This window comes from Neisseria weixii (assembly GCF_042658245.1).
GTDB classification, from domain to species: Bacteria; Pseudomonadota; Gammaproteobacteria; order Burkholderiales; family Neisseriaceae; genus Neisseria; species Neisseria weixii.
Window position 1 is genome coordinate 139,235 of the sequence record NZ_JBHSPY010000002.1, and the last position, 17,343, is coordinate 156,577.

General features: G+C 48.1%; 17 protein-coding genes, 1 tRNA gene and 1 pseudogene. 7 read left to right on the top strand and 12 right to left on the bottom strand.

Features of this window, described 5'->3' with window-relative positions:
* Nucleotides 1-177: 177 nt before the first annotated feature.
* Nucleotides 178-262 (bottom strand) — tRNA-Leu (locus ACFPVS_RS02450).
* A gap of 211 nt (nucleotides 263-473) precedes the next feature.
* On the opposite strand from ACFPVS_RS02450, the gene ACFPVS_RS02455 reads away from it, so the two are divergent.
* Nucleotides 474-1,070 (top strand): MlaC/ttg2D family ABC transporter substrate-binding protein, encoded by a 597-nt coding sequence (locus tag ACFPVS_RS02455; RefSeq protein ID WP_096296110.1) that lies wholly within the window; start codon nucleotides 474-476, stop codon nucleotides 1,068-1,070.
* Nucleotides 1,071-1,331: 261 nt separating this feature from the next.
* Here the strand turns inward: ACFPVS_RS02455 and ACFPVS_RS02460 are convergent, their stop codons facing one another.
* The 5 genes from ACFPVS_RS02460 to ACFPVS_RS02480 form a co-directional block, all read right to left on the bottom strand.
* Entirely contained in the window at nucleotides 1,332-2,570 is a 1,239-nt protein-coding gene (locus ACFPVS_RS02460) for a multifunctional CCA addition/repair protein (RefSeq protein ID WP_096295219.1), read from the bottom strand.
* Nucleotides 2,571-2,816: 246 nt separating this feature from the next.
* Nucleotides 2,817-4,130: a DUF2130 domain-containing protein gene (locus tag ACFPVS_RS02465; protein ID WP_096295218.1), complete on the bottom strand. Its 1,314-nt coding sequence runs from the start codon at nucleotides 4,128-4,130 to the stop codon at nucleotides 2,817-2,819.
* 94 nt (nucleotides 4,131-4,224) lie between these two features.
* Entirely contained in the window at nucleotides 4,225-4,608 is a 384-nt protein-coding gene (locus ACFPVS_RS02470) for a factor H binding protein domain-containing protein (RefSeq protein ID WP_096295217.1), read from the bottom strand.
* A gap of 162 nt (nucleotides 4,609-4,770) precedes the next feature.
* Nucleotides 4,771-5,163 (bottom strand): hypothetical protein, encoded by a 393-nt coding sequence (locus tag ACFPVS_RS02475; protein WP_096295216.1) that lies wholly within the window; start codon nucleotides 5,161-5,163, stop codon nucleotides 4,771-4,773.
* 156 nt (nucleotides 5,164-5,319) lie between these two features.
* Nucleotides 5,320-7,089, bottom strand: coding sequence for an ABC transporter ATP-binding protein/permease (locus ACFPVS_RS02480; protein ID WP_378595328.1), 1,770 nt, complete (start codon nucleotides 7,087-7,089; stop codon nucleotides 5,320-5,322).
* Nucleotides 7,090-7,332: 243 nt separating this feature from the next.
* Here ACFPVS_RS02480 and ACFPVS_RS02485 point away from each other — a divergent pair, with 243 nt between their 5' ends.
* Both ACFPVS_RS02485 and ACFPVS_RS02490 read left to right on the top strand, forming a co-directional pair.
* A complete protein-coding gene (locus ACFPVS_RS02485) occupies nucleotides 7,333-9,555 on the top strand; it encodes a TonB-dependent receptor (protein ID WP_096295215.1) in 2,223 nt (740 codons plus the stop codon).
* 159 nt (nucleotides 9,556-9,714) lie between these two features.
* Nucleotides 9,715-10,198 (top strand): annotated as a pseudogene (locus tag ACFPVS_RS02490) (IS1595 family transposase); the annotation flags it as partial.
* Here the strand turns inward: ACFPVS_RS02490 and ACFPVS_RS02495 are convergent.
* The 4 genes from ACFPVS_RS02495 to ACFPVS_RS02515 form a co-directional block, all read right to left on the bottom strand.
* Nucleotides 10,195-10,419: a nuclear transport factor 2 family protein gene (locus tag ACFPVS_RS02495; protein WP_198345359.1), complete on the bottom strand. Its 225-nt coding sequence runs from the start codon at nucleotides 10,417-10,419 to the stop codon at nucleotides 10,195-10,197. The pseudogene ACFPVS_RS02490 and the gene ACFPVS_RS02495 overlap by 4 nt on opposite strands.
* 243 nt (nucleotides 10,420-10,662) lie before the next feature.
* A complete protein-coding gene (locus tag ACFPVS_RS02505; protein ID WP_096295213.1) occupies nucleotides 10,663-11,094 on the bottom strand; it encodes an antibiotic biosynthesis monooxygenase family protein in 432 nt (143 codons plus the stop codon).
* A 10-nt stretch (nucleotides 11,095-11,104) separates the two neighbouring features.
* A complete protein-coding gene (locus ACFPVS_RS02510) occupies nucleotides 11,105-11,557 on the bottom strand; it encodes a cytochrome b (RefSeq protein WP_378595331.1) in 453 nt (150 codons plus the stop codon).
* An 18-nt stretch (nucleotides 11,558-11,575) separates the two neighbouring features.
* Entirely contained in the window at nucleotides 11,576-11,917 is a 342-nt protein-coding gene (locus ACFPVS_RS02515) for a hypothetical protein (RefSeq protein WP_378595333.1), read from the bottom strand.
* A gap of 231 nt (nucleotides 11,918-12,148) precedes the next feature.
* Here ACFPVS_RS02515 and ACFPVS_RS02520 point away from each other — a divergent pair, with 231 nt between their 5' ends.
* Nucleotides 12,149-12,592, top strand: a complete 444-nt coding sequence (locus ACFPVS_RS02520) for a MarR family winged helix-turn-helix transcriptional regulator (protein WP_378595335.1) — start codon at nucleotides 12,149-12,151, stop codon at nucleotides 12,590-12,592.
* A gap of 29 nt (nucleotides 12,593-12,621) precedes the next feature.
* Here the strand turns inward: ACFPVS_RS02520 and ruvB are convergent, their stop codons facing one another.
* Both ruvB and ACFPVS_RS02530 read right to left on the bottom strand, forming a co-directional pair.
* A complete protein-coding gene (ruvB, locus tag ACFPVS_RS02525) occupies nucleotides 12,622-13,653 on the bottom strand; it encodes a Holliday junction branch migration DNA helicase RuvB (RefSeq protein WP_123804734.1) in 1,032 nt (343 codons plus the stop codon).
* 67 nt (nucleotides 13,654-13,720) lie between these two features.
* Nucleotides 13,721-14,032, bottom strand: a complete 312-nt coding sequence (locus ACFPVS_RS02530; protein ID WP_096295210.1) for a hypothetical protein — start codon at nucleotides 14,030-14,032, stop codon at nucleotides 13,721-13,723.
* Between the two features lie 216 nt (nucleotides 14,033-14,248).
* On the opposite strand from ACFPVS_RS02530, the gene ACFPVS_RS02535 reads away from it, so the two are divergent.
* From ACFPVS_RS02535 to ACFPVS_RS02545, 3 genes are read left to right on the top strand one after another with little or no spacing between them, the layout of a single operon-like run.
* The gene (locus ACFPVS_RS02535; protein WP_378595337.1) at nucleotides 14,249-15,151 is read left to right on the top strand and encodes a ParA family protein; all 903 of its coding nucleotides are present in this window, start codon (nucleotides 14,249-14,251) and stop codon (nucleotides 15,149-15,151) included.
* Nucleotides 15,148-16,734 carry a ParB family protein gene (locus tag ACFPVS_RS02540; RefSeq protein WP_378595339.1) on the top strand — a complete coding sequence of 529 codons (1,587 nt, stop codon included), beginning with the start codon at nucleotides 15,148-15,150 and terminating at the stop codon, nucleotides 16,732-16,734. Before ACFPVS_RS02535 ends, ACFPVS_RS02540 begins: the two co-directional genes overlap by 4 nt.
* Nucleotides 16,731-17,324 carry an STY4526/YPO1902 family pathogenicity island replication protein gene (locus tag ACFPVS_RS02545; RefSeq protein WP_157742730.1) on the top strand — a complete coding sequence of 198 codons (594 nt, stop codon included), beginning with the start codon at nucleotides 16,731-16,733 and terminating at the stop codon, nucleotides 17,322-17,324. The genes ACFPVS_RS02540 and ACFPVS_RS02545 overlap by 4 nt, the downstream gene beginning before the upstream one ends.
* Nucleotides 17,325-17,343 lie beyond the last annotated feature (19 nt).

Genomic DNA, 17,343 nt, shown 5'->3' on the forward strand with positions numbered 1-17,343 from the left:
GATTGTTTACAATGTAGTAAATGTACCCTTTTTGTAATCAGAATAAAAGGGGATAACCGACAATATTTGCAATTTTAGCAAATTTCTCGGCCCAAACAGGGCAAAATGATTTGTCAGGCCGTCTGAAACTGCGATACAAAAACAAAAAAGACCGCATTAAGCGGTCTTTTTAAAATTTGGTGCCCAGGGTCGGACTCGAACCGACACACCTTGCGGCGGGGGATTTTGAGTCCCCTGCGTCTACCAATTTCGCCACCTGGGCGGTGGAAAGCGTCATTATAGTAAATACACAAAATTTGTAAAGTAGCTTGCTCAAATTAATTTAAAAATGATTGATATAATGATAATTTATTTATCGGCCGCTAACTTGTTTGCAGACGGCCTGAATGGTTTTTTACATTTTATTAAAATTTCCTAATATCAAAGTGATTACAATAGCCAAACTTTCCCACACCTTTGATAAAGGAAAAAACATGACCCGTTATTTATCTGCTTTGATGTTGGCCGCGCCGATGGCGATTGTGGCTCCTTATGCTGCCGCTGCGACGCATCCTGCGCAAACGCAAATGCAGCAAAATATGGATACTGTGTTGAAGATCGCCAAAAGCTCGGCAAGCGAAGCGCAAAAAGTGAAGCAAATCGAAAGCTACGCCAACCGCTATTTGGATTACGAGCGCATTTCCGCTTTGGCTGTGGGCGCTCCGTGGCGCAATTTTACCGCCAAACAAAAAAGCGAATTCATCAGTGCGTTTAAAGACATGATTATCAACATGTATTCACATTCGGCCTTGATAGGGGCAGCGGATGCCAAGGTGAAATTGTTGCCGAAAATGACTTCCAACGGTAATCGACATGATGTTTTCTCTGAAGTCCAAACCAAAAACGGCACCAAATACGAAGTGGCTTATCAGCTTTACCAAGTCGGTTCGGTATACAAAATCTACAATATCCGTGTAGACGGTGCCAGCTTGGTAACGATTTACCGTAATCAATTCAACGAACTAATCCAACAGAAAGGCATTGACGGCGCGATTGCTACCGTGAAAGCCAAGGGCTTGAAAAAGCAGTAATGGATGGATATAAAGAGGCCGTCTGAAAGAATATGCTTTCAGACGGCCTGAAACCTTTGCAAAACCTCATGAACCACCAATAAAAATCCAAACAGCCGTCATTCCCGCGCAGGCGGGAATCCATCTCAAAATTTCAGAAACTTATTTTATTCAATAGTTTGCCATGTTTAAAAATAGATCCCGCCTGCGCGGAAATGACGTCGGTTCTTTGGCAATAGCTTTTCAGGGGGCAAAGGTCTCGGCCTTATATTGTTTGTCGCTTCAATTGTATTTTGCTTTAAAGGCTTCCTGTATCGGCTTAATCTTTGCCAAACGCGCTTCGTCTATGCGCTGGGCAATCAAATGTTGCTGCTGGTTTTGAGCGCATTGGGCGGCAATTTCACCGGCGTCGATCTCATTGGCTGCCTGTAATAAGTTCAACCAATGTTCACGTTGCGGATATTCGGCATCTTCAAAATTCAGACGGCCACGTTGATCGGCTACGCATACGTTCAAGGCCGTCTGAAAGCGTTCAGGTCGTCTGAATGCATCGGTTTTTTTTAGCGTATTCAACACGGTAGCCGGTTTGAGTTGCGCTACTTGATGAAAAATAATGTGCCAGCGGCAAACCAGTTCGGCCAATCCCCCACACGCACGCGGCGCACGCAAACGCCCGTTCACTTCACGCACCAAGCTCACGCCGGCCAAATCATGGCCGTGATGCTTGGGCAGGATTTCAGACGGCGTTTTGGCTTTGCCCAAATCGTGCAGCAGCGCCGCATAGCGCTCGGGCAAGCTCAAACCCATATCGGCTGCTTTTTGCAAAACCATCAGCGTATGGATGCCGCTATCGATTTCGGGGTGATAATCCGCCCGCTGCGGCATGCCGAACAAGGCTTCTACTTCAGGCAGCAACACCGCCAAACCGCCGCATTCGCGTAAGACTTCAATCATTTCCGCCGGATTTCGTTCCATCAGGCCTTTGGCCAATTCCTGCCAAACCCGTTCCGCCACCAGCGCATCCGCTTCGCCATCGGCCACCATTTGCCGCATCAGCAGCAGGGTTTCATCGGCTACTGAAAAGCCATAGCGCGCGGCAAAACGGGCAATGCGCAAAATCCTGACCGGATCTTCGGCAAAAGCAGGAGAAACATGGCGCAAAATGCCGTCTGAAAGGTCCTGCTGCCCGCCGAACGGATCGATAATCAGGCCGTCTGAATCTTGCGCCATGGCATTGATGGTTAAATCGCGGCGCATTAAATCTTGTTCCAATGTCACGTCTCTATCGGCATGAAATGCAAAACCGGCATAGCCTTTGGCCGTTTTTCGCTCGGTGCGGGCGAGGGCGTATTCTTCGTGACTGTCGGGATGTAAAAACACCGGAAAATCTTTGCCCACCGGCTGAAAACCTTGTGCCAACATGGTAGGCGCATCGGCACCGACCACCACCCAGTCGCGGTCTTTGACTTCTAAACCCAATAAATAATCGCGGACGGCACCGCCGACTAAATAAATCTGCATAGCAAACTTTCAGTGAATTAAATGGTTTTCAGACGGCCTGAGACTTTCAAAATTCCTTGAAAAACGACAAGCACAAAGAACCGACGTCATTCCCGCGCAGGCGGGAATCCATTTTTGAGCATGGCAAGCTATTGAATAAAATAAGTTTCTGAAATTTTAAGATGGATTCCCGCCTGCGCGGGAATGACGGCTGTTTTGGTTTTTATTGATGGTTCATAAAGTTTTGCAAAGGTCTCAGCCTTTATTTTATTTTGTAGCGTCGTTAGCCAACGCCTCAAACGCCGCTTTCATGGTCGGATTTTTACGTGTGAGTTTCTTCACACTCAATTCTTCTGCCTTATTATTGGCCAAGCGCAAGTTGTTTTCGGAAGAAAGCAGCGCTTCTTTGGTTTTTTGCAAGTGGATGATGGTTTTGTCGATTTCTTCAATGGCCGTCTGAAATTTTCGGCTGGCCAATTCGTAATTGCGGGCAAATGCGGTTTTGAAGGTATTTAAATCTTCCTCAAAATTCGTGATATCGATATTTTGCGCACGCATTTGGGCGACTTCCTGTTTGTATTGCAAGGTATTCAGCGCGGCATTTCGCAACAGCGAAATCAGCGGAATGAAAAATTGCGGCCGCACGACATACATTTTCGGATAAGCGTAAGACACATCGACAATGCCGCCGTTGTAAAGCTCGTTATCCGCTTCCAACAGCGACACCAACACGGCATATTCGCATTTTTTCTCGCGGCGGTCTTTATCCAACTCTTTGAAAAAATATTCGTTTTTCTTTTTGGTGGCGGTGGTTTCGTTTTCGTTTTTCATCTCAAACATAATCGAGATGATTTCATTGCCGTCTGAATCGCATTCACGGTAGATATAGTCGCCTTTGCTGCCGCCGGCCACATCGTTATCCTTGCCGAACACGGCTTGCGGGAAGGCGGTGGTTCGGATACGGTTGAATTCGGTTTCGCAATGCTGCTCAAGGCTTTCGCCGACCATCTTGGTGGACTGGCGCGCTTTGAAATCTTTATAAAACGCAATCGCTTCGTCTTTTTGTTTCAATTCGGCTTGATATTGCTCACGCAAGGCTTGTTTTTCCAATTCGCGCTCTTTGGCCTGCAATAAAAAACGCGCATTGAGTTCGCCCAATTCACGTTCTTTCACCGCAACGGCACGGTGAATTTCGAGTTCTTTTTCAATGTTTTTCGATTCTTCCAATGATTTCGCCTGCAAACGCAGCGCGGCAATTTGCTGATCACGCTCGGCCAATTGCGCTTTCAGACGGCCTTCCGCTTCGGCCACGGCCAGCAGGCTGTCTTTTTCATGGCTTTTCAAATGCGCCGCCAATTCGGCTAATTCGCGATCTTTGGCAGCAAGCTTCTGCTGATAAGCCGTTTCCAGCGTGTTTTCCGCCAGCTTGATTTCGGTGTCGAACTGGCGGCGGCTTTGCGCCAAGCGTTCGTTTAATTCCTGCTGAAATTCCAGCGTGCGCACTTGGTTGGCAATATCGGCATAACCGGCTTCATCTACGGTAAAAGCGGTGTGGCAATGAGGGCATTTGATTTCGGGCATGGCGTTCTCGCGTGATGTGTTTGTGCGTTATTTTAGCAGAAAGGCCGTCTGAAAACTGGGTTTCAGACGGCCTTTGGGTTTTAGGTTTTCATTTTTATTGGCGTAAGCCTGAAAAGCCTATCGGATGGGTGGTATAAGTATGTTTATGTATCGGATCTTGATTACGCACTTCGATATGTCCGGCAATTTCTTCGGCTTTGGGGCCGAAAAAGCCCAAACGATAAACGGGGTTACTGTCCAAATTACTGCCAGTGGCCTTACCTTCAATACCAGCCATCGGCTTGGAAGTAATGCCTTGAAACAGCGTGGAATCCAACTTATCTGTAATGACCGCTTTGTGCAGAGTAATATGACCGTGTTCTTTCAGGCCTGTGATTTCTCCACTACCGGTTTTTTGAGCAAAATCCACATGGTAATTGAACACGCCTTGACCGTTGCTGCTGAGGGCAACGCCTTTGTATTGAAAGCTGCCGCTCATTTTATTGACGATTTCGGGTTTGGTGAATTCACCGATGGCGGCAGGATTAAAATTAGTATAAGTGGGATGCAGCGTTTTGATTTCTACTTCTTTATCGTCGCGGAATAGTTTGATCAGCGTGCTGCCAAGGATAATGGAATGAGGTAGGTAGTAAGCTTTGACCTAGCCTTCCTCTCTGCTGCTGCGGTATGGATTATTGGAAGAAGGTTTGGGACGTGTCTCTTCTTCGGAGTATTTTGATTCGCTGTAACCTAAAGGAAAGATTTTGCTGAAATCATTCGCTTCTGTATTACTAAAGACATGGCTGTTGATTGTCGTTGTGCTCCAATTATAATTGGGACCGGCAGGCTCTGTTATTTTCGGTGCGATATAGATATTTTTTGAAGAGGCGTTTGTTTGACCGTCGCTGGCATCTGCCGCGTCGGAATTAGCCGTGTTTTGTTTGGTGGGCGTACTGTCGGCACTGGGCTGATGATTCGTACCTCCACCACCACCGCCGCAGGCGGTTAATAAGGAAATCAGGGCAAGGGTAGGGAGGGTTTTGGTAATATTCATGAATGTCTTCCTTTGCATGGGATTAATGACATTATTTTATTATTTTTCATTCTGCTTTCATATGTAAAAGGTCATTTATCGGGTTGGGCGGATAAAAGGCCGTCTGAAAGGCTTTGCGGAAATCTACGTTATCTTTCAGACGGCCTTTGCCGTGCTTCAGCCGCATTTCACCGCGCCGACATCATAGTGGATATTGTGAAATTCATTCAAGCTGCTGCGGTGGCCGATGCTGATGATGATGCTTTCGGGCATTTTTTCGCGAATGCCGCGGTAGAGCTGCGATTCGGTCGGCTCGTCAAGTGCGGACGTGGCTTCGTCGAGCAAAACTACTTTGGCGCGTGAGAGCAGGGTGCGGCAGAAGGCAACACGCTGGAGTTCGCCGGGGGAAAGTTTGTGTTGCCAGTCATCGGTTTTGTCGAGTTGGTCGATTAAATGGTCGAGGCGGCAAAGGCTCATGGAAGCGGCTAAATCAGGATGCTGCGGGTCGATGTCAGGGTAGCAGATGGCTTCGCGCAAAGTGCCTTGCGGGGTGTAGGGGCGTTGCGGCACGAATAAAATTTGACTGCGTTCGGGTTGCACAATGTGGCCGCTGCTGCCGAACGGCCACAGTCCGGCCAGCGAACGGAGCAGGGAGGTTTTGCCGCAGCCGCTGGGGCCTTTAATCAATAGGGCATCACCGGGTTTGACATCGATATTGATGTTATCCAACAAGATTTCGCCGTTATTGCGGTAGAGCGCAACGTTGGAGAGCTTGAGGCCGTCTGAAATGTGTTTGATTTCAGGTTTGGGGGCGCTGTGTTGCTCATGGGTGCTGAGTAAGAAGCCGTATAAACGTTCCAAGCGGGCGCGGTAGGCGGTGAATTCTTCGTAAAACATGCGAAAAAACGATAGGGCGCGTTGCAGGCGGGCGAAGGCTTGTACGGTTTGCTGTACGTCACCGATTTTGATTTGTCCGGCAAACAGGCGCGGGGCTTGCAGGATAATTGGGAACAGCTGAATGCCGTTGCTGAACATATCGTTGAAGCCGCTCAAAGCCACGCTTTGACGCGCGATGCGCCAACGGTTGCGGATAATGGCGGCAAAGCGGCTGCTTAATTGGGCTTGCTCGCGCCATTCGCCATCGTAAAACGCCACGCTCTCGGCGTGATCGCGCACACGGATCAGCGAATAGCGGTAGTCGCCGTTGAGCTTTTCGTTTTCATAGTTGTAACGGATCAAAGGATTACCAATCCACATGGCAATAAAGGTGGCTAAAATCACGAAGATAAAGACAAACCATACGATGCCGCGCGGAATATCGTAGCCGAATACGGTGAGAATGCCCGCCAAGCCCCACAATACAAAAGCAAATTCGAGCGACGACACCACGGAATTAAGCATACCGCGCACGAATTCGATGGTGGAGGTGATAAAATCCTGCGCATCTTGCTGGATACGTTGATCGATGTTGTCGGGCGAATGGCGGCGCATCTGCAGACGGTAGTAGTTTTTGTTTTCCAGCCAGCGCGTGGTCAGTACATGATTGAGTTTTTCCGACCATTTAATGGCTAAACTTTGATCGAGAAAATCGTTAACCACACCGTTAAACGTGCGCAGCAATACCACGCCCGCATTCATGGCGGCAAATTGCCAGAATGCCTGTATTTTCATGTCCTGCATGGAACTGTATAAGCCGTTGGACATAAAGGTGCTGAGTACATTCAACCGGACTTCGGTAAGCAACAGCACCACCATCATCACAATAGCGACGATGATTTTGACGCTGCTTTTGCGTGTTAAACAAAGCTTGAGAATATATTTGGATTCTTGGCCGAAACGGGTTTTGGAAGCGAAAAATAAGATAATGATGAGCGCCGCTGCGACACCTGCCAGCGTTTGCAGCAGCCACAGCGGGGTGCCGTAGAGTTCGGTTTGCCATTTTTGCATGGAGGTTCTTTTTAATAATGTTATTAGGCCTTCTGAAAACATTTTCAGACGGCATTATTCAATCATTTGGTAAATTATTGCACTAAGTGTTGTATTTATTGTTTTAAACTAATGATAAGAACAATTTTTATTTCAACCTATAGCGAGGCAGAATATTATCAAATATAATATGTTTTTAAAATCATTTTTAGATTTTTTACGCTTAAAACACATTAAACACATTTATTTCAGAGAAGAACCTACATGAACAATAAATCAGCCTTAATGCCGCTCTTGATTGCGGGCGCATTTGCGTATGCTGCCGATGAAAGCAGCGATACGGTAACCGCCAATCAAACTGAATTGCAACAAGTGGAAGTGAAGGGCGACAATAAACGCGTGCGCGCCGCCAGATCCTATTCCATCGCCAGCGACGGTGATTTGAAAGACCGCGTCAATCTCGGCGTGTTGGGCAAAGCCAATGCCTTTACCGCACCGGTGACGGTGGTGAGTTATGATGAGAAAGTAATCCGAAACACCGAAGCGCGCACCTTAGTGGATGTGGTGGCGAAAAAAGATGCATCGACTTGGCAGTTCGGCGGAGAAACCAATACGCTCACCGGCCTTTATTTCCGCGGTTATCAGCTTGATTCGCGCCAATTCAGCGTCAACGGTTTGGCCGGTATGTACGGCACACAGGGTACGTCCAGCGTGCAGGTGGCTTCTGTGCAGCTGATCAAAGGCGCATCGACAGCCGTCAACGGCATGGATCCGGAGGGCGCGGTTTCCGGCTCGCTAAACATCGAAACTAAAAAAGCCGCCGATGAAGGCAACCGTACCATCGGTTTGGGCTGGTTTAGCGGCAGCCGTGCGCAAGGTGCTTTTGATTTGGGCCAGCGTTTCGGCAGCGACAAACAGTTCGGCGTGCGTGTCAACGGTAAACTGCGCCACGGCGATACCCCGCGTGACGGTTACAGCGAAGACAACAAAGAATTTGCCTTAAATACCGATTACCGGGGCGAGAAATTGCGCGTAGCATTTGATTCCGTGTATTCCAAACGCAAAGCACAAGGCGGTCGCGCACGTATTCAAGACATTCAAAATGCCAACGGCCGACTGTTTGATGCACCCGACGGCAGAACCAATCTGTTGCCGGCCTGGAACCGGCAGAATACCGTCGGCCAAACCAATATGCTGACGTTTGAATATGACCTTGATGCTCCGGTGCAAATCACCGGCGGTATCGGTTACAACAAAGCGCGTTATTACGGTACACTGGTTTCTCCAACGGCCAGCACCACCGACAGCAGCCAATACAACACCAGCACCGCACGCTTGACCGATCAGCGTTTTCAAACCACCAGTATGAATCTCACCGCCCGTGGCCAATTTGAAACCGGCTCGGTGGATCACACTTGGAGCGCAGCCTTAGACCGCATCGACCGCCGCCGCCAAACCTATCGCGGCACCAAAGCAGGCAACAGCAAAGCTACGATTGACGGTACCGGCGACATTGCCGCGCAACTGGCTTCATTTGCCGCCGACTATCCGACCGCCATTGAAAGGACGCCGAATTTAGATACCCGAATCCAAGTCAACAGCTTAGCGTTGTCGGATACTATGGGCTTTGCTGACAACCGCTACCGCTTTACTTTGGGAGGACGCTTCCAGCAAGTCGAGCAAAAAAACAATCTTAATCAAACCAAAGCCAATGCCGGCCGCTTCAGCCCTATGCTGATGGCCGCGTGGGTGCCGAAACCGGATTTGGCTGTTTACGGTAACTATATGGAAGATTTGGAACCGGCCAGCTTGAGCGTGGACGATACCACCGGCGACACCACCATGGCCAAACCGCGCGTCAGCCGCCAATTTGAAATCGGTGTGCGTAAAAACTGGGGTGATTTTGTCACCACCTTGAACGCCTTCCAAATCCGCCGTCCGGGCTATTGGCGCGGCACCACTGTCCGCAGAACCGATTTTGCCGCCAGTGGTGCGGCTGCCGGTGATGAGCAGGGTATCGAGCGTAATCGCGGTATCGAATTTAATGTTTACGCCAATCTGATGAATCAAACTCTACGACCGAGCTTCGGTTTGATGTATTTGAAATCGCAAGTGAAGGATTATCCGAATTACAAAGACAATCTAGTAAGCGGCGTACAAGTTGCCAATCCGAGCGTGATTGCCAAAGCGGGCGTGGAATGGGATACACCTTATGTGAAGGGCTTGACGCTGTCGGGAAATGTGCAGTATTTCGGCAAATCTTATCAAGACACGAAGAAACAATACGCTTTCCCGTCTTACACCTTGGCTGACATCGGTGCAGGCTATAAAACCAAGCTGGGCAAAAACGATTTGACCGTAAGCACGGCAGTCGAAAATCTGTTCAACAAAGCCTATTGGCAGGTGCAGCGCGGCCAGTATGACCGCAGTTTTGCCGTATTGGGCATGCCGCGGACTTATTGGCTGAAAGCGGAATATTCGTTCTGATTTTGACAATCGAAGAATGGCCGTCTGAAAATTATTAGGTTTCAGACGGCCTTTTGATTCGGTTTGTGGATTTGGTTAGAAACCCAATAAAAGGATGGGGACTGTGTATTGGATTAGGAGTTGTGTTACCCGGCAAAAATGAAGATAAAAACTGTAAACTATGTAAAAAAGCGCACCGCCTGCCATTTAGCACTTCAAGCAGACGAAGTTTTTGGTGCCCCTGTTGAGTTGGACGAGGGTCGTTTTGGCGGACAACGCAAGGTAAGCATGGTCGCGGTGCAGTAGGTAAAGTGGCTGTATTTGGCATACTGAAACGACATGGTTAGGTTATACCATTGTAGTTGAAAGCACCAAGCAGGATACTTTACTTCCTGTTACTAAACAAAAAGTTATGCCTGATAGCATTGCATATACCGACTGTTGCAAAAGCTGTGATGTGCCGGATGTGAGTGAGTTTACTCATCATTGCATCAACCACAGTACACATTTTACAGACTGTCAAAATCTCATTAACGATATTGAGAACTTTTGGAATCAGGCAAAGCGCGTTCTGCGAAAATACAATGGCATTGAGTGTAAATCTTTTCCATTGTTCTTGAAAAAACAAAAACACCGCTTTTACACGGTGTTTATCACGATTTAGCCAACCACTCGGTTTTCACTAATCATAAAATCGGCAATCCGTTTGGCAATCAGCCATTTACCGTTTTGTTTAATATAAGTGTCGGCATAGCGGACGCTGTGTTCCTGCAACAGCTCTTTACCGTCTTTGCTTTCAACCAGTTTAACCAAGCAATAGTTAATGGCGGTGGCATTATTTTCATCAATCAGGTTCACCGTATGCTGACCGTTGATGTGGTACACGCTGTGAAACGGGGTTAAAAATCATTTAGGGGTTGGTTTTGTCGGCTTACCACAAGTACAAAAAGAGCTACAATCAGGCGAATTGGTGGAGCTGCTTTGTGATTATCGTATGACTTACACGCCGTTTTATGCCTATTATCCAAGCAAAAAACATCATTCACGGGCATTTGAAATGGTGTTAGGTGCGTTAAGGGAATGACGTAAAACTGATAAATACCGCCCATTTTGGACGGTTTCTATCATTTATTTCCCCATTTTTCGCTCAAAAGGCATATCCGATTCAATCACTTTAAATAAACTCGGATAAAACACCACGCCTTCCACTTGGTTATCAGGCAGGGCTTTACGCATTTTGGCGGTGGCATTTTTAAAATCATCGGCACTACGCCAGCGTGCGACATTAACCAGATAAAATTTGCCATTGGGGTCAAGGTTTTGGTGCAACTGCGTGCTGATGCAGCCGTCTTGGGTTTGCAAAAAATCACGCGATTTTTGCCACGATTGCAAGGCTTCGGCTTCTTTGCCTTTTGGCACTTCAAAGGCGTTAATCAGCACCACGCTGTTTTGCCATTCGGCTCGTTTGGCTTGCCAACGCTCTGCTTTATTTGCCATACCGCAAGCACTTAAAACGCTTGTCATCAGCAAGGCGGTTGCCAATAATTTGATTGATTTCATGGGTATACTCCTATCTCATACGGTTTAAAATTTTATCGCCCTTGGCATGATGAACTGCCACCATGCCGATATGGCCGGCCACCAACAATAACAATGCCCAAGCCAGCACCCCATGCCAAGCATTGCCCAAATCAATCAGCGGTTGATTGCCTTGTGCAAAACCTGCCTGACGAACCACGCCTACAATCGGCACCGCCAGCATCAACACATACAATGCCGCATGCCCCAATTTTGCCGTCAGGCTCTTGGCAGGCGGCTGTTTGGCGTGTGTGATTGCCCAAATCACCCGAAACAGCGTCAAAATCAGCAATAAAATGCCTATGGCACGGTGCGGATTCATCAAAAATTTCAGGCTGTCATTCATATTCCAAGCAATTGCGGTCGCAAACATCACTGTGTAACATAATGCCATACCCCAATGCAGGTAGCGTGCGGTGCGGTTGTAAGTAGTTTGATTTTTCATCATTTTTCCTTCAAAAAATTATTTTCTTTTTCTGATGCCAAAACCGTCTTTCATTGACAAAAACATCAGCCGTAAATTGACCGCCCCTGCCAACAGCTCCAAGCACTGCAAGGCATAAAAAGCAGTATCAAATTCACCGGCGTTTGCCTTACGGCACAGATACAGCGCACAAGGCAATAAAATCAACAGCCCATTGATGGCAATCACCGGCATACGTTTTTTCTTGGCAAGGATTTTGGGGTGTTTGGACTTTGCCCCCATTTTCATACCGCTCGCCCCCGTCATCGCTATAGCCGCCATGAGAAAAAATACACCGTAAAAAATCACATTTTTGACCCAAACCACCGCTTCTTGCGACAAAAAAATCTCGCTAATCAAGGTGCTTGTCCAAAAAATGCCAATCAGCAAAGCGGCAGTCATTGCTGTGAATTTGTGTATGGTGCAAAGGGTATCCCGTGTCATCTTGGCCTCTAAAAATATAGCGTGCTATTAAATTATAAATATAATAGCACGCTATATTTTTATATAGCAAGCTATTTTTATGATACAATGACAAAATTTTTATGATTGATTGATTTACAAGGAAATTTTATGCAAAGAACCGTGTCCGCAGGCTACCTGATGAACCACATCGCCCGCCAATTCGCCATTTTGTTAAACGAAGGGTTAAGCCCCTTGGGGGTGTCGCCCGCCCAATTCCCCATTTTACTGACCCTGTGGGAAAAAGACGGTTTGAGCCAAAACGAACTGGTGGAAATCGCCGATTTAAAGCAAGCGACCATTGCCAACACGCTTGCCCGCATGGAACGGGACGGCCTGATTATGCGGGAACCGCACCCAACGGACGCACGCATCCGCCTGATTATGCTGACCGACCACGCCAAAGCCCTGCAAGAGCAAGCGACCGCCATTGCCCAAAAAATCAACCAAACCGCCCTGTCGGTGCTGACGGACGATGAGCAAATGGCGTTTATTGAGATGATGAATAAAGTCGTTGCACAGCAGAAAATGATGATAGAGAATAAGGCAGGCTGAAAGTTTCAGACTGCCTGTCAATATCGGATTTATTCAGCACCTTTCAAGCCAAAATGCAGGTAAGTGCGCTCTGTTGCTACCCGGCCGCGCGGCGTGCGCTGCAAAAAGCCTTGCTGAATCAAATAAGGCTCAATCACATCTTCAATGGTATCAGTCGATTCACCAATTGCCGCCGCCACGTTTTCCAAACCCACAGGACCGCCGCTGAATTTGTGCAAAATGGCTTCAAGAAATTTTCTGTCCATTACGTCCAAACCTTTAGCATCGACATCGAGCATACTTAAAGCCGCATCAGCAATATCGGCATCAATCACACCGTTGTTTTTCACTTCGGCATAATCGCGAACACGGCGCAGCAAACGATTGGCAATACGCGGCGTACCACGGCTGCGCTTGGCCACTTCCATCGCCCCCTCATCCCCCATGTCCAACGACAATAATTGCGCAGAACGGCTGACAATCGTGGCTAAATCCTTGTTTTCATAGAATTCCAAACGTGAAACAATACCGAAACGGTCACGCAGCGGATTAGTCAACATACCGGCGCGTGTCGTGGCGCCAATCAGCGTAAACGGCGGTAAATCGATTTTTACCGAACGCGCTGCAGGCCCCTCTCCAATCATGATATCGAGCTGATAATCCTCAAGGGCAGGGTAGAGAATTTCTTCCACTACCGGACTCAACCTGTGAATTTCATCAATAAAAAGAACATCATGTGGCTCAAGATTGGTTAACAGGGCTGCCAAATCACCGGCGCGCTCCAACACAGGGCCACTGGTTTGACGCAAGTTGACACCCAATTCTTTAGCAATAATATGTGCCAATGTGGTTTTACCCAAGCCCGGCGGGCCGAATAATAAGGTATGGTCGAGTGCTTCACCGCGTTTTTTCGCCGCTTCAATAAAAATCGCCAACTGTTCCTTAGCCTTGGCTTGGCCGATATAATCTGCCAGCGTTTTCGGACGTAAAGCGCGTTCTAAAAGCTCTTCTTGGGCGGAAATCGATTGTGCCGCAATAATTCGCTGCGGCTGTTGGGCGGTAAGATTATCGGTTTGCAACATAATTTATCATTTCAATCATCGGCATATGCCGTAAATATTTTCAGACGGCCTAAAAGTTACACAGTATTTAACCGCGTAATTCACGCCAAGCCAAGTAATCACGCAACGGCGGCATGGGCGGGTTAATACAATGCGGACACACGCCGGTGATGTCTTCATCATCACTGTCGATATGGTATTCATTCGGATCAAAACGCTGCTGCTGCAAAACCGCCTGAGCCAAAGCCTGCGCCTGAACCACGTCAAAATCAAAGCGCTGCAGAATGTCTTGCAGCAAACCGGTTTCATTGGCGCTAAAGCCGCTGCTGCTGCTGGCAATAATCATGCGCTGATAATCTTCGTTGGCAATTTTGTCGCGCAGTAAATCGGTATTGAACATAAAACCATTGGAAACATGAAATAATAGGCTGGATTATACAGCATAAGTGTATGCTTCGAGATGATTATTTAAATTCGCATAATTTATATTATGTTAAATTTTATGACTGCCTGAAATGACACGGCTGTGAAATGCGACATCGGAACCTCCCACTCCCGAATATTATTGCAGAGATATTTATTCTTACCTAACCAACTGTTTTAGAAAGTTTAAATTATGTCTGCACCCGTAATTTTAGCCGCCACCTCAACCAAAGGCGGGGTCGGTAAAACCACTTTGCTGGCCAACATCTCAGCCGTACTTGCCGATATCGGCCTCCGTGTCCTGATGGTTGATGCCGATGTCCAGCCGTCACTCTCCAAATATTATCCGCTCAGCTACCGTGCGCCGCACGGGATTGTCGAGCTGCTTTTGGGCGACAATTCCGATGCCAATGTGCGTTCGACCGTGTCCCATACCGTCTTTCCGAATCTGGACATCATCGTTTCCAATAATATTTCGGCCGACATCCAAACCAAAATCGCCAACCGCGCCGACCGTGCCTTTTTGTTGAAAGCGAAACTGCAAAATCCTTTTTTCCAAAATAACTACGACGTGATTCTGATTGATACCCAAGGTGCCGTCGGTCCTTTGCAGGATGCAGCCGCATTCGCTTCAGGCTGTCTGATTACCCCCATCATGCCCGAAATCCTGAGTGCCCGTGAGTTTGTCACGGGCACTCAGGAAGCCTTGGCACGCCTTGCTCAAGGCGAAGTCATGGGGTTGGCTATGCCCCAGCTTCGCGCCGTCATCTATGCCCAAGACCGCAGCAAAGATGCCAAGCTGATTGCACAGGAAATCCGTGAATTTTTCAGCGCATCACTCGATGACCGTAAAAAACTGCTCCAAACCCATGTGCCGGAAGCCAAATCCTACAAAGAGGCGGCGACTCTGCGCGTACCGGTGCATTGCCACGAGCAAACACACCCCGGTAAGCTGATGCCCGCCTACGAAGTAATACACAACATCGTTTATGAGATTTTTCCCGGAATCAAAGAACGTGAACTGCGCGGCAGCTGCTTTAATGACATGAGTACCCTCCTTCCTGAAGAAAACCGTGCAGCGGAGGTGCAATCATGAGTTTGGAAAACAGAAACAAACTCACGCAGGGTTTGGCAGGCTTGAGTCTGCACGTGGGCACGCCTGCACAAACCGCCATGAATCTGACTGATAAGCCCCACATGGGCAGCGGTATGTTTATGAATCTGCCGGTTGAGGAAATCGAGCTTTTCGACAAGAACCCGCGCCGCCGCCATGATGCCGCCGCTTATGCGGCTATCAAGGAGTCTATCCGTGCGACAGGTATCCAACAGCCTGTTCATGTGACCCAGCGTCCGGATGAAGGCCATTATGTCCTGGCTCAGGGTGGTAATACGCGTCTGCAAATCATGCGTGAGCTGTATCAGGAAACCGGCGAAGACCGTTACCGTACCATTCCCTGCTTCTACATCGCCTACCCCGGCGAAACCGAATTGCAGATTGCTCATCTGATCGAGAACGAACAGCGTGCAGAAATGTGTTTTTGGGATAAGGCCTGCGCCTATGCGGAGGTGCGCGATATTTTTCAGGATGACAGTGACAAAAAACTGTCCCTGCGCGAATTGGAAGTGATGTTCGGTACAGCAGGCCTGGTCATTTCCTATCAGGCTTTGAATCTGTTCTTCTTTGCCTCAGACTCTTTGCAGGAACTGGGACGTTACGCTTACGAACTGTCGAATGCCAAGGTGGCGGAAATCAAAAAGATGCATACATCTATGGCTGAAGCTGCCAAGAAAGCCGGAGAAGCCGACGGCTTTCTGGCAGTATGGTCGGATATTCTGGAACAGTGGCACGAGCAATACGCGGAGGAAACTTTAGATGTTGCCGCCCTGCTCGATTTCATCAGTGGCCGCTTTCAAGAAGTGTATGGCACAGCCGCCTTTAATGATGAGGATAAAACTGGCTCAAACGATATCGAATATTCAGAATCTGAATCAAACTCCTTAGAAAATGATCCATCTTCTGCAAAATTTAATGCAAAAGAAACCGATGCGGTGCAGTTTCAAACTGCACCTGCCGCCACCGGCGGCACACCTATGGCCAAAACATCTGTGCTAGCGGCCTTGCTGCCGGCAGGCTCGCCTCGGGCGGAGGTCAATCCTCCGTCCGAGGCGGAACATCCGCAAACTGTAAGTTCGCCTGAACAGGTACTGAAAAATCTGCATACCGCCATCAAAAAATGGCTGGCAAAAGTCAATTTAAGCAATTGTTTCAAAGCCCATCCGCGCTTTCCGTTGGGTTTCTACATCGAGTATCCCGACTTTTCATCTATTGCCCACAATCCCGATGTGCTGGCACCGTTTATCGTCGACAACCTGCATCCCGATGCCGGTTACGTCTTCTCATACCTGTGGAAACTCTGCGGGCTGGATGAGCTGATGAACAATATCGATGACAACAACAATCCGGTACTGTCATTGCCGGAAGATTCCAAAGTAAGCATTGCCTACCGCGATCCGGATAAATATGACGAATATTTGAATTACGGTATCGGGGAACGCCCTGCCCTCATCAATCACGTACTGCAATGGCAAACACACGGTACACACCCGTTTTGCCCGATTTTGGAAGAAATCCATCTGCTTGTGCGTGCGTGGAACAAACAACAAGGGGAAGGATCATGAATAAGCAAAAACTTGTCTATCGTATCTTGGATGTAGACAACGTCCATACCCATCTGGCTTTAAGCAAACTGGCTTCAGCGCCGTATTCTAAAAGTGAGGCAGCCTACAATGCGATTGCATTGCGTGAATATAAGCAAACTCTGGACAAACTGCGACAAATGGATGCCGAGCAACTTGAAAAACTGGCCAAGCAAACTCCCGGGGTCGTGACTTATTTAATCGATCTTGATGCCTTGAAACGCCAATTGCACACATTGGAAAAAAACGTGCGGCAACGCTCGGAAGAATTGCAGCGGGTCCGTTGGCTGATTGCCCGCAAAGCCAGCAATCAGATGGTAGTGGATCTGTGTCCGTTGGTTACGTCGGAAGAAATCAGAAAAATCCGTTTCGAGCTGGGCGTGCCCGTTCTGAAAGGCCGTCTGAGAATGCCCCCTATTGCCATGCGCCTTCGGATTCTGAAAAGCTGGCAGACAACGGAACCGGAAAAGAACCTGTACCTGCGCTATCAGCTGTTGGCAGACGAATACCCTGACCTCAATCTGGGGCAGCTGTATACCGTGATTACCGATACCAAATATTTCGGAGAATAAACATGGACATCAAAGCTTC

Excerpts from the sequence above, each read along its gene's own strand:
- ACFPVS_RS02475 (WP_096295216.1), bottom strand. The coding sequence starts at position 5,163 with ATGAATATTACCAAAACCCTCCCTACCCTTGCCCTGATTTCCTTATTA.
- ACFPVS_RS02545 (WP_157742730.1), top strand. The coding sequence starts at position 16,731 with ATGAATAAGCAAAAACTTGTCTATCGTATCTTGGATGTAGACAACGTC.
- ACFPVS_RS02465 (WP_096295218.1), bottom strand. The coding sequence starts at position 4,130 with ATGCCCGAAATCAAATGCCCTCATTGCCACACCGCTTTTACCGTAGAT.
- ACFPVS_RS02505 (WP_096295213.1), bottom strand. The coding sequence starts at position 11,094 with ATGAAATCAATCAAATTATTGGCAACCGCCTTGCTGATGACAAGCGTT.
- ACFPVS_RS02455 (WP_096296110.1), top strand. The coding sequence starts at position 474 with ATGACCCGTTATTTATCTGCTTTGATGTTGGCCGCGCCGATGGCGATT.
- ACFPVS_RS02510 (WP_378595331.1), bottom strand. The coding sequence starts at position 11,557 with ATGAAAAATCAAACTACTTACAACCGCACCGCACGCTACCTGCATTGG.
- ACFPVS_RS02460 (WP_096295219.1), bottom strand. The coding sequence starts at position 2,570 with ATGCAGATTTATTTAGTCGGCGGTGCCGTCCGCGATTATTTATTGGGT.
- ruvB (WP_123804734.1), bottom strand. The coding sequence starts at position 13,653 with ATGTTGCAAACCGATAATCTTACCGCCCAACAGCCGCAGCGAATTATT.
- ACFPVS_RS02530 (WP_096295210.1), bottom strand. The coding sequence starts at position 14,032 with ATGTTCAATACCGATTTACTGCGCGACAAAATTGCCAACGAAGATTAT.
- ACFPVS_RS02485 (WP_096295215.1), top strand. The coding sequence starts at position 7,333 with ATGAACAATAAATCAGCCTTAATGCCGCTCTTGATTGCGGGCGCATTT.
- ACFPVS_RS02470 (WP_096295217.1), bottom strand. The coding sequence starts at position 4,608 with ATGAGCGGCAGCTTTCAATACAAAGGCGTTGCCCTCAGCAGCAACGGT.
- ACFPVS_RS02540 (WP_378595339.1), top strand. The coding sequence starts at position 15,148 with ATGAGTTTGGAAAACAGAAACAAACTCACGCAGGGTTTGGCAGGCTTG.
- ACFPVS_RS02535 (WP_378595337.1), top strand. The coding sequence starts at position 14,249 with ATGTCTGCACCCGTAATTTTAGCCGCCACCTCAACCAAAGGCGGGGTC.
- ACFPVS_RS02520 (WP_378595335.1), top strand. The coding sequence starts at position 12,149 with ATGCAAAGAACCGTGTCCGCAGGCTACCTGATGAACCACATCGCCCGC.
- ACFPVS_RS02480 (WP_378595328.1), bottom strand. The coding sequence starts at position 7,089 with ATGCAAAAATGGCAAACCGAACTCTACGGCACCCCGCTGTGGCTGCTG.